Here is a 9,584-nt window from a genome sequence, read left to right on the forward strand (position 1 = left end):
CTGCTGGACATAGTTCCACACGAGATCGTTGGGACGCAGCGCCGAGAACGTCGTCGCCAGGTCGCGACCCGGCATCAGGCCGCCGCGCGCCAGTTGCTGCTCGCGCAGCCGGACCTGGGTCTCGTCCACGAAGACGTCCAGCACACCGGTGTCGGAAAAATCGAGCAGCGTGGTGAACAGGCTCAGGCTGGCAGCCGGCTTCTGGCCACGCGCGGCCAGCACGGCCAGCGCGGTGGCGGCGATCGTGCCACCCACGCAGAAACCGAATACGTTCACTTTGTCCTGGCCCGTGATCGCACGCGTCACGTCCAGCGCGCGGATCGCGCCCTGTTCGACGTAATCATCCCACGTCGTGCCGGCCAGGCCCTGGTCGGGGTTGCGCCACGACAGCATGAACACCGTGTTGCCCTGCTCCACCAGGTAGCGGACGAGGGAATTCTCCGGTTGCAGGTCGAGGATGTAATACTTGTTGATGCACGGCGGCACCATCAACAGCGGCACCTCGTGCACGTTCGGCGTCGTCGGCGTGTACTGGATCAGCTGGAACAAGTGATTCTCGAACACGACCGTACCCGGGGTGATGCCGACGTTGCGGCCCACTTCGAACGCGGACTCGTCCGACTGCGAGATGCGGCCCTTCTGCATGTCGGCGAGCATGTTCTGCAAGCCCTTCGTGAAACTCTCGCCCTTGGTCTCGATCATCTTTTGCTGGGCTTCCGGATTCGTCGCGAGGAAGTTGGCTGGCGACATTGCATCGACGATCTGCTGCACGGCGAACTTGATCTTCTGCTTGTCGCGCGCCGGCGCCTCGACGGCATCGGCCAGTGCCAGCAGGAATTCGGAATTCAGCAGATAGGAGGCAACGCTGTACGCTGACATCGGATTCGCGGTCCACTCCGGCGCCGAAAAGCGGCGATCGTGGAACGACGGCAGTTTGCCGGTCACGAAGTCCTGCCACAGCTTGCCTGCCTTTTGCACATAATCGTCGCGCAGCCCTTCCAGCTTTGCCGGCGTCAGGCGGGCTCCCATATCGCCCAGCATCTTCGCCACCGGCGCGAAGGCCGCCGTGCCATCGGCCCCGTCGGGAAGTTTCATCCAGGACTGCCAGGCGGAAGGATCGGTGGATTGCGCGAAGGGCGCCATCCAGGGAGCGGCAAGCATCTGCGGGGTAGCATCAGGCGTATTCATAGTGCGTCCATTGTGTAGAATCGGTTTTATCGACAGCAACCGGAGCATCGCATGTGGATCGTGGCCATAGGATGGATGTACGTCGTAACCCTGATGGCGGCGACGGAGTCGACTGTGGTTGGCGGCATTATGACTTTTTTCGGCTACGGTGTGTTGCCAATATTACTCGTTTTTTACCTGACGGGATCGCGGCGTCGTCGCGAACGCACACAACGGGCCGCCTTGCGGGCGGCGGACGGCACGGTCATCGTGCCGGAGGCCGGGGTCGTCCCGGGCGCGGAGGACGCCGCCGGCGGGAATGCGGCGGCACATGGCTGCGATATTGGCGCCGGCACTGAGGCGGCTGCGCGGGACATAGACCGTCCGCGCATTTAACCAGACATGTAGGGTGGACGGGAGACCCGTCCACCCTACCGCCTATTTAAGCCAGATGAGGCTGGCCTGGCGGCCAGTGACGCCGTCGCGCCGGTAGGAATAAAACCAGTCGGCCTCGGTCGCCGTGCAGCGCCCTCCTCCGTGCACGCGCGTGACGCCCGCGCGGGCCAGCGTGCGGCGCGCTAACAGATAAATATCCGCGAGGTATTTACCCGGCCGATCGGGGTACGCACGGAACGCATCGGCCACCTGCCCCGGCAAGGCTGCCTCGAATGCGGCCTTCACGTCCGGGCCGACCTCGAACGCGTCCGGGCCGATCGCGGGACCGAGCCAGGCTGTGATTTCGCCAGCCCCGGCCGCGCGCATGGCGGCGATCGTCTGCTCCAGCACGCCGCCGGCCAGACCGCGCCAACCCGCGTGCGCCGCACCGGCCACCTTGCCGCCGAGGTCCGCGAACAGCACAGGCAGGCAATCGGCCGTCAGGATGGCGCAGACGACACCCGGCACCGTCGCGATGCTCGCATCGCCCGTGCGCACCGGACCAGCCGGCTGGACGGAGGCTGCGTCGACGACGTCGGCCCCGTGCACCTGCGCGATCCACGCAGGCCGGCCCGGCAGCCACTCCTGCAGGCGCGCGCGGTTGGCTTGCACGGCATCCGGGTCGTCGGCCACGTGCAGTCCGAGGTTCAGGCCACCGCCACCCTGCCCATCGCCGTACGGGCCCGTGCTGACGCCGCCGCGCCGTGTCGTGGCCAGGGCACCGAACGCGTCAGGCAGATCGGGCCACTGGTCTTGCACGGCCGGATGGATCAGGTCGCCATCAGACAGGGACATCGGGGACGTCAGGGACATCAGATCGCTTCCGGTTCTTCGATTCCGGCCTGTTCCAGAAGTTCCGCGAAATCGTCGGCCAGCGGCACGATCCATTCGACGTGTTCGCCGGTGGCCGGGTGCGTGAGGCCCAGGCGGCGGGCCTGGAGTGCCTGGCGGTGGAAGAACGAACGCAGGTGCTGCTTGCCGTACACGGTGTCGCCGACGAGGCTGTAGCCGAGCGACTGCATGTGCACGCGGATCTGGTGCGTGCGCCCCGTCTCCAGGCGGCATTGCACGAGGCTGACGGGACGGCGGTCCAGTTCGCCCGTCTCGAGCAGCTCGTAGTGCGTGATCGCGGGCTTGGYCAGCGGGCTGCTCGAGACGGCCATCTTGACGCGGTCCTTCGGGTCGCGGCTGATGGCCGAGTCGATCGTGCCGTACGGGCGCGGCGTGCCCCATACGAGGGCCAGGTATTCGCGCTTGACGGTGCGCGCCTGCAGCTGGCGCACGAGGTCGGTCTGCGCTTCCAGCGTCTTGCCGACGACCATCAGCCCGCTCGTGTCCTTGTCGAGGCGGTGCACGATGCCCGCGCGCGGCACGGACACCAGTTGCGGGCAGTGATGCAGCAGGCCGTTCAGCAAGGTGCCGGACCAGTTGCCCGAACCCGGATGCACGACGAGGCCGGCCGGCTTGTTGATGACGATGATGGCGTCGTCCTCGTGGACGATGTCGAGTGCCATCGCTTCCGGCGTATAGGCCGTGTCCTCGGGCGCCGGCTGCGGCACGACGGTGACCGTCTCGTCGCCGTATGCGGTGCTCTTGCCCTTGGCGGGCTTGCCGTCGACCGTGATATGGCCTTCGTCGAACCATTGCTGCAGGCGGCTGCGCGAGAATTGCGGCACCAATCCGGCGACGACCTTGTCCAACCGCTGTCCGCAGTGTTCGGGCCCCAATTCCAGGGTGATGGGGGAATAATCAGGACCAGCGGTGCCGGCATCGAGCTCGGCGTCGAGGTCCTCATCCAGGTCGGGGTCGAAAAGGTTTTCCGCCGAATTCGGCGCAGCAGTTAATATCACATCAGTCCCATCGGCTATAATCAGCCGTTCGTTGAATCTCGGTAAAACTTTCTTGCAATAGAGCTTATGCAAAAAAAATTGTCTGTATTAGTCGTGACTAGCGTTCTGCTAAGTTTGTCAGCTTGCGGTTTGTTGCCGGAAAGATCCGACGAGAACAAGAACGTGTCAGCATCGAAATTATACGCTGACGCGCAAGAGGAAATGGCTGGGGGCCACTACGAAGCCGCGATCAAGCTGTTCGAGCGCCTCGAATCCAACTATCCGTTCGGTACGTACGCCGCCCAGGCGCAGATGGAAATCGCCTACGCCCACTACAAGGCGCAGGACCAGGCCGAGGCACTGGCCGCCGTCGAACGCTTCATCAAGCTGCACCCGAACCACCCGCAGGTCGACTACATGTACTACCTGCGCGGCCTGATCAACTTCAACGACCAGATCGGTTTCCTCAGCTTCATCTACTCCCAGGATCCGACCGAGCGCGATCCGAAGGCGACGCGCGAGGCATTTGCCGCGTTCAAGGAACTGGTCGACAAATTCCCGAACAGTAAATACGCGCCGGACTCGATCGCCCGCATGAACTACCTGATCAATGCGATGGCGCAGTACGAAGTGCACGTGGCGAATTACTACTATCGCCGCGGCGCCTACCTGGCCGCACTGAACCGTGCGCAAAGCGCGGTGGCGCAGTTCAGCCAGGCGACGGCACGCGAGGAAGCGCTGTTCATCATGATCCGCTGCTACGACAAGCTGGGCATGTTCGACCTGCGCGACGACACCCAGCGCCTCTTCACGAAGAACTATCCGAACAGCCGCTTCATGGGTGGCGGCTCGGGCGATGCCGCGTGGTGGAAGTTCTGGGCCAAGGCGGGCCCGAAACCGGCGCCGAAGGATGCCGTGCAGTAAACACGACAACGCCCGCACGATGCGGGCGTTTTGTTTGATGCGTCAGCCTTCCACGCGGCGCCGGAACACCCACTCCCTGTCCGTGGACACGGCGTCGTCGAACGCGTAGCCGTCGACGTCGAACGCCTTCAGTCTCTCCACGTCCGTGATCGCCTGCTCGGCCGCATAACGCGCCATCATGCCGCGCGCCCGCTTGGCGAAGAACGAGATGATCTTGTATTTGCCGTTCTTCCAGTCCTCGAACACGGGCGTGATCACGGGCACGTCCAGCAGCTTCGGCTTGACGGACCTGAAGTACTCTTCCGACGCCAGATTGACGAGCACGTCGGCACCCGCGTCCTTCACGTCCGCATTCAACGCTGCCGTCACCTTCTCGCCCCAGAAGGCGTACAAATCCTTGCCGCGCGGGTTCGCGAGACGGGTGCCCATCTCCAGGCGGTACGGATGCATGGCGTCCAGCGGCCGCAGCACGCCATACAGGCCGGACAGGATGCGCACATGGTCGCGCACCCAGGCGAGCGCCACGGCGTCGAGCGTGCGCGCGGCGAGGCCCGTGTAGACGTCGCCGTCGAAGGACATGATGGCCTGGCGCGCGTCGGCATGGTCCGGGTGCCAGTCGGCATAACGGGTCACGTTCAGCACGGACAGTTGATCCGAGATATCCATCAATGCGCCGATCTCGGCCGGCGACTTCGGCTTGAGTACCTTGATGAGTTCGGCGGCGTCGTCGATGAAGCGCGGCGTCGTGCGCGCGCGGGTGGTGGGTGGGGAATCGAGGTCGAGGGATTTGGCGGGAGAAAGAACGATCAGCATGGTGGGAACACGTACAGCGGGTAAAATTGCCGACATGATACCTGCTTCAGCAAAAACCATCGTCATCGACACCAATGTCTGCCTCGACCTGTTCGTCTTCCGCGACCCGCGCTGGGCGCCGCTGCTCGCCGCGCTGGAGTCCGGCCGCGTGCGTGCCGTCACCCGCGCCGACTGCCGCGACGAATACCTGATCGTGCTGCATTACTCGCATTTGCCCCTCGACGACGCGACGCGGCCGCAGGCGGCGGCGGCATTCGACGCCCTGATCGACGTCGTTGCACCGACGTCGCGTGCGCTGCGCCTGCCCGTCTGCACCGACCGCGACGACCAGAAATTCCTCGAGATCGCGCGCGATGCCGATGCCGGCATCCTCGTCACGAAGGACAAGGCCCTGCTCAAGCTGGCCCGCCGGGCCGCGCGCGAGAATCTGTTCCGCATCATGACGCCCGAGGCCTGGGTCAAGACCGAGGCGCCGGCCACGGTAGAATGACCCGACCCTTATCCGATCCGTCCGCACCATGTCCACACCTGTCCTGCAATCGCGCCTGCCGGCCGTCGGCACCACCGTGTTCACCCTGATGTCCGCGCTCGCCAGCGAGCACGGCGCCGTCAACCTGGGCCAGGGCTTTCCCGATTTTTCCTGCGACCCGCGCCTGCTGGACGCCGTCGACGCCGCCATGCGCGCCGGCCACAACCAGTACGCGCCGATGACCGGCCTGGCGCCGCTGCGCGAGGCCATCGCCGCCAAGGTGGCCGCGCTGTACGGCCACGCCTACGATGCGCAGGCCGAGATCACGGTCACCGCCGGCGCCACGCAAGGCATCATCACGGCGATCCTGTGCGCCGTGCATCCGGGCGACGAAGTGATCGTCATCGAACCCTGCTACGACAGCTACCAGCCCTCCATCGTCATGGCCGGCGGCGTGCCCGTGCCCGTCGCCATGCGTGTCGATACCGAAGGCTACAGCGTGCCCTGGGATGCGGTCGCAGCAGCCGTCACGGCGCGCACCCGCATGATCGTCGTGAACACGCCCCACAACCCGACGGGCACGATCCTGCGCCAGGCCGACCTCGACGCGCTGGCCGGCATCGTCGCCGGCACGGACATCCTCGTGCTGTCCGACGAGGTGTACGAGCACATGGTCTACGACGGCCAGCCGCATGCGTCCGTGAGCCGCCATCCCGTGCTGGCGGAGCGCGCGTTCGTGGTGTCGAGCTTCGGCAAGACCTACCACGTGACGGGCTGGAAGGTCGGCTATGTCGCGGCGCCGGCCCCGTTGATGGCGGAATTCCGCAAGGTCCACCAATACAATGTGTTCAGCGTGAACACGCCGATGCAGGCCGGCCTCGCGGACTTCATGCGCGACCCGGCACCGTGGCGCGACCTGCCGGCGTTCTACCAGCGCAAGCGCGACCTGTTCCGGGAGGGGCTGGCGAAGACGCGTTTCAGCCTGTTGCCGGCCGACGGCACGTATTTCCAGTGCGTGCGCTATGACGGGATTTCGGACCTGTCCGAGTCGGCGTTCGCGCAGTGGCTGACGCGCGAGGTCAAGGTGGCGGCGATTCCGGTGTCGGCGTTTTACAGCAAGCCGACGGAGTCCGGGATCGTGCGGTTCTGCTTCGCGAAGAAAGATGAGACGCTGGCGCTCGCACTCGAACGCTTGTCAAAAATCTGACGATGGCCGTAGGGTGGACCGGGGCGCGCAGCCGGCTCGCCGTCCACGCGTTCAACGGGCGCCGAGACGTTCGCGACGCCTTCGATCTCGCGTATCGAGGCGTGGACGGCGGAGCCGCCCACCCTACCATGGTTCGGCTAGTTGAACCGGTCAAAGAAGGCTTTGGACTCCTGCGCCGAAAAACCCGGGTACCAGTGACCGCCAGTCTCGGTGCCGCACCAAAGCACAGGCTTGTCGCTGTCGCAGCCCTGGTACTCTACGCAGCCGTTATTACCCACGGGCCGTGTGGTGGCACTACAGCTATTGCGAGCAAGGAATACATCGCGCGCCTCCTGTCCCGCCGAGTARGGCACCGTATTATCGTCTTTGGCATGAATGAACATGGCCGCCACCTTGTAGGAAGAATTGGCACAGCCGCTCCAGAGCGAACCGGCCATGGGCACGATGGCGCGCACCACGTCGCCCATCTGGCATCCGATGGCATTGGACATCATGCCACCAAAGCTGAAGCCGGTAGCAAAGACACGCTGAGTGTCGGTGCACACGCCCTGCTGTACCTGGCTGATCATGGCGCGCAAGAAGCGAATGTCCCTGTCGCCAGTGTTAGCCCAACCCTTATCCAGGCCCTGTGGGGCAAGAAAGATGGCATTGTCGCCGTACAAATTCTTCAACCCGAAGAAGCCGCTCCAACCGTAGATGTCGGCGGCGCTGCCATCTCGCCAGTGCAGCCCGATGATCACGGGATAGGTCTTGTTGCGGTCGTAGTTGGCCGGCATCTCGATCCAGTAGCTGCGCTGGGTACTGTCGCTGGTGATCGACTGCAGGCCGGTGGCCAGCTTGGCACCGCTGCCGCAGCCCGCGGAACTCGCAACCTGGGGTGTGCCGGGGGTTGACGATGCCGGTGTTGGTGTTGGTGTTGGTGCTGGTGTTGGTGTCAATGCTGATGTTGAAGGGCTCGTCGCTCCTGTGCTTCCTCCGCAAGCCACGAGCGTGATCAGAAGTAACGCGGCGCATGCATGTCTCATATTTTCTCCTCAATGGGCTATCACTTATTCTTTATTCAAGGCAATAAAATCGAGAAAACCGTCCCTGTCCCGCGGAAGCCTCAGCCACAAATGCTCCTAAGTGTAGAAACCGGAAGCGCCGCGCTCGTTAACCAACAGGTAATGTAATCGATTTCATAATAAATACAGGGGCTGACGAAGTCAAGAATGCCTTAAGGAAGTGCTAATCATGAATGACCACAGCAGTCAGAGGTTGCAAACCTCAGGCCCGGCATGACGTGGCAGCGATTCCCGGGTCGGCGCTCTACAGCAAGCCAACGGAGGCGGGAACCGTGCGGTTCTATTTCGCGCTGAAGGATGAGACGCTGGCGCTGGCGCTGGCGCTCGAACGCCTCGCCAACGCTTCACTCACGGAATGTCAACGGCCCAATTGCTGGATCCGCCGCTCCACGAACGCCTGCAATTCCTGCGACAGGCCGCCGCTCGCGCGCGCCTTCTGAAAGGCATCGAGCGCTTCGCCGTTGCGCTTCTCGGCCTGCAGCGACATGCCCAGGCCCATCCACCACACGCCATTGCCCGGCACCGCGCGCACGGCCAGCTGGTATTGTTCGGCGGCCTCGCGGTGGCGCTGCTGCCGTGCCAGTGCGGCGGCGAGGAAGGCTCGGTAGTCGGGATCGTTGCCGGCATACGGGAGCGTGCGCGTCAGCGTGTCGATGCCATTACCGCCGCGCTCGATCTGCAGGCGCGCCAGCAGCATCGCCATCGCGGGTTGGCGCGGGTCCAGCGTGAGACCCAGCTGCAGCTGGCGCATCGCCTCGTCCGGGCGGTTGGCCTCGATCAGCAGGCCTACCAGCGTCTGGCGCGCCGCCTCGTGCGCCGGTTCGTATTTCAGCGCCTGCTCCAGCGCCGCGACGGTGTCCGTCATGCGCCCTTCCTGCAGGCTCGCCAGCGCACGCCGGTACTCGCCTTCCGCGCGCTGGGGGCCCGTCTCCTGGCGCCCCTGCGGCGCGCGCCTGGGCTGCGCCGCGTGTTCGTCCTGCGCGGCCGCGCGCGCGGCGGCCAGCAATGCGGCGGAAGTCTTTTTGGCCGACTTGCCGCGCGTGGCCAGCACCTGCGCCATGGCGCGGCGCGCCTCGCGTGCTTCCTCGCTGTCCGGTTCCATCGGCGCGACGTCCTTCGGGCGCACGGCGGCCGCCTGCGCAAGTCGCTCGGCCTTGCGCTCCTCTGCACGACGCTTGCGCCCGGCCCGGCGTTCGGCGCGCGACATCGGCTTCGGTTCTTCCGCATCCGCCGCCGCTGCGGATGGCTGCGCCACGGAAGGCGCAGGCACCGGATCGGTAACCGTGGCAGCGGCCGGCTCGGTGGCCGATGCGGCCGGCGCAACCGCCGCCTGTACGGGCCCTGTCACGATGGGCGCGGCCTTCACGGCAGGCTTTGCCGCCACGGCTGCGGGCTGCACGACCACGGGCGCCGGTTGCGCACCGCGATGCCACTGCGTCCACCCCACCCAGGCGAGCGTGGTCCCGATAACGGCGCCCCCGGCGGCAGCCGCAATCGCGCGCCGGTTCAGGCGGTACGGCTCGCGCGCGACGGGTTTTACCTGGCCCGGCAACGCCTCGCTCCGGGGCGTGCCGCGCGCGTCGAGGTCCTGCAGCATCTTGTTAATCAGGCTCATTCCGGCTCCCGTCAATGGCTCAGCGCCCACGCCACGCCGGCCGCCACGGCCAGTGCCGCCG

10 protein-coding genes are annotated in these 9,584 nt (G+C 65.4%); 4 read left to right on the top strand and 6 right to left on the bottom strand.

What is annotated here, in order from left to right; genetic code table 11:
• A partial coding sequence (locus AC1DYX_RS23070) for an alpha/beta fold hydrolase (RefSeq protein ID WP_477263177.1) occupies window positions 1-1,188 on the bottom strand: 1,188 nt, incomplete at its 3' end.
• 51 nt (window positions 1,189-1,239) lie between these two features.
• Between AC1DYX_RS23070 and AC1DYX_RS23075 the strand changes: the two genes are divergently transcribed.
• A complete protein-coding gene (locus AC1DYX_RS23075) occupies window positions 1,240-1,563 on the top strand; it encodes a hypothetical protein (protein WP_477263179.1) in 324 nt (107 codons plus the stop codon).
• A gap of 42 nt (window positions 1,564-1,605) precedes the next feature.
• On the opposite strand, the gene pgeF is transcribed toward AC1DYX_RS23075, so the two are convergent.
• Both pgeF and AC1DYX_RS23085 read right to left on the bottom strand, forming a co-directional pair.
• A complete protein-coding gene (gene pgeF, locus AC1DYX_RS23080) occupies window positions 1,606-2,415 on the bottom strand; it encodes a peptidoglycan editing factor PgeF (protein WP_477263181.1) in 810 nt (269 codons plus the stop codon).
• Complete coding sequence (locus AC1DYX_RS23085) at window positions 2,415-3,452, bottom strand: RluA family pseudouridine synthase (RefSeq protein ID WP_477263183.1); 1,038 nt, start codon at window positions 3,450-3,452, stop codon at window positions 2,415-2,417. Before AC1DYX_RS23085 ends, pgeF begins: the two co-directional genes overlap by 1 nt.
• 66 nt (window positions 3,453-3,518) lie before the next feature.
• Here AC1DYX_RS23085 and AC1DYX_RS23090 point away from each other — a divergent pair, with 66 nt between their 5' ends.
• Window positions 3,519-4,355, top strand: a complete 837-nt coding sequence (locus AC1DYX_RS23090; protein ID WP_477263185.1) for an outer membrane protein assembly factor BamD — start codon at window positions 3,519-3,521, stop codon at window positions 4,353-4,355.
• A 42-nt stretch (window positions 4,356-4,397) separates the two neighbouring features.
• Here AC1DYX_RS23090 and yaaA read toward each other — a convergent pair whose 3' ends face one another.
• A complete protein-coding gene (yaaA, locus tag AC1DYX_RS23095) occupies window positions 4,398-5,168 on the bottom strand; it encodes a peroxide stress protein YaaA (protein WP_477263187.1) in 771 nt (256 codons plus the stop codon).
• A gap of 34 nt (window positions 5,169-5,202) precedes the next feature.
• Between yaaA and AC1DYX_RS23100 the strand changes: the two genes are divergently transcribed.
• Together AC1DYX_RS23100 and AC1DYX_RS23105 are read left to right on the top strand one after the other, a co-directional pair.
• Window positions 5,203-5,658, top strand: a complete 456-nt coding sequence (locus AC1DYX_RS23100) for a putative toxin-antitoxin system toxin component, PIN family (protein WP_477263189.1) — start codon at window positions 5,203-5,205, stop codon at window positions 5,656-5,658.
• Between the two features lie 28 nt (window positions 5,659-5,686).
• On the top strand, window positions 5,687-6,844 hold the full coding sequence (locus tag AC1DYX_RS23105) for a pyridoxal phosphate-dependent aminotransferase (protein ID WP_477263192.1): 1,158 nt from the start codon (window positions 5,687-5,689) through the stop codon (window positions 6,842-6,844).
• A 137-nt stretch (window positions 6,845-6,981) separates the two neighbouring features.
• On the opposite strand, the gene AC1DYX_RS23110 is transcribed toward AC1DYX_RS23105, so the two are convergent.
• Complete coding sequence (locus AC1DYX_RS23110; RefSeq protein ID WP_477263194.1) at window positions 6,982-7,869, bottom strand: CE1 family esterase; 888 nt, start codon at window positions 7,867-7,869, stop codon at window positions 6,982-6,984.
• 397 nt (window positions 7,870-8,266) lie between these two features.
• Complete coding sequence (locus AC1DYX_RS23115) at window positions 8,267-9,523, bottom strand: tetratricopeptide repeat protein (protein ID WP_477263195.1); 1,257 nt, start codon at window positions 9,521-9,523, stop codon at window positions 8,267-8,269.
• Between the last annotated feature and the right edge of the window lie 61 nt (window positions 9,524-9,584).

It is taken from the genome of Massilia sp. P2_C2 (assembly GCF_056404615.1).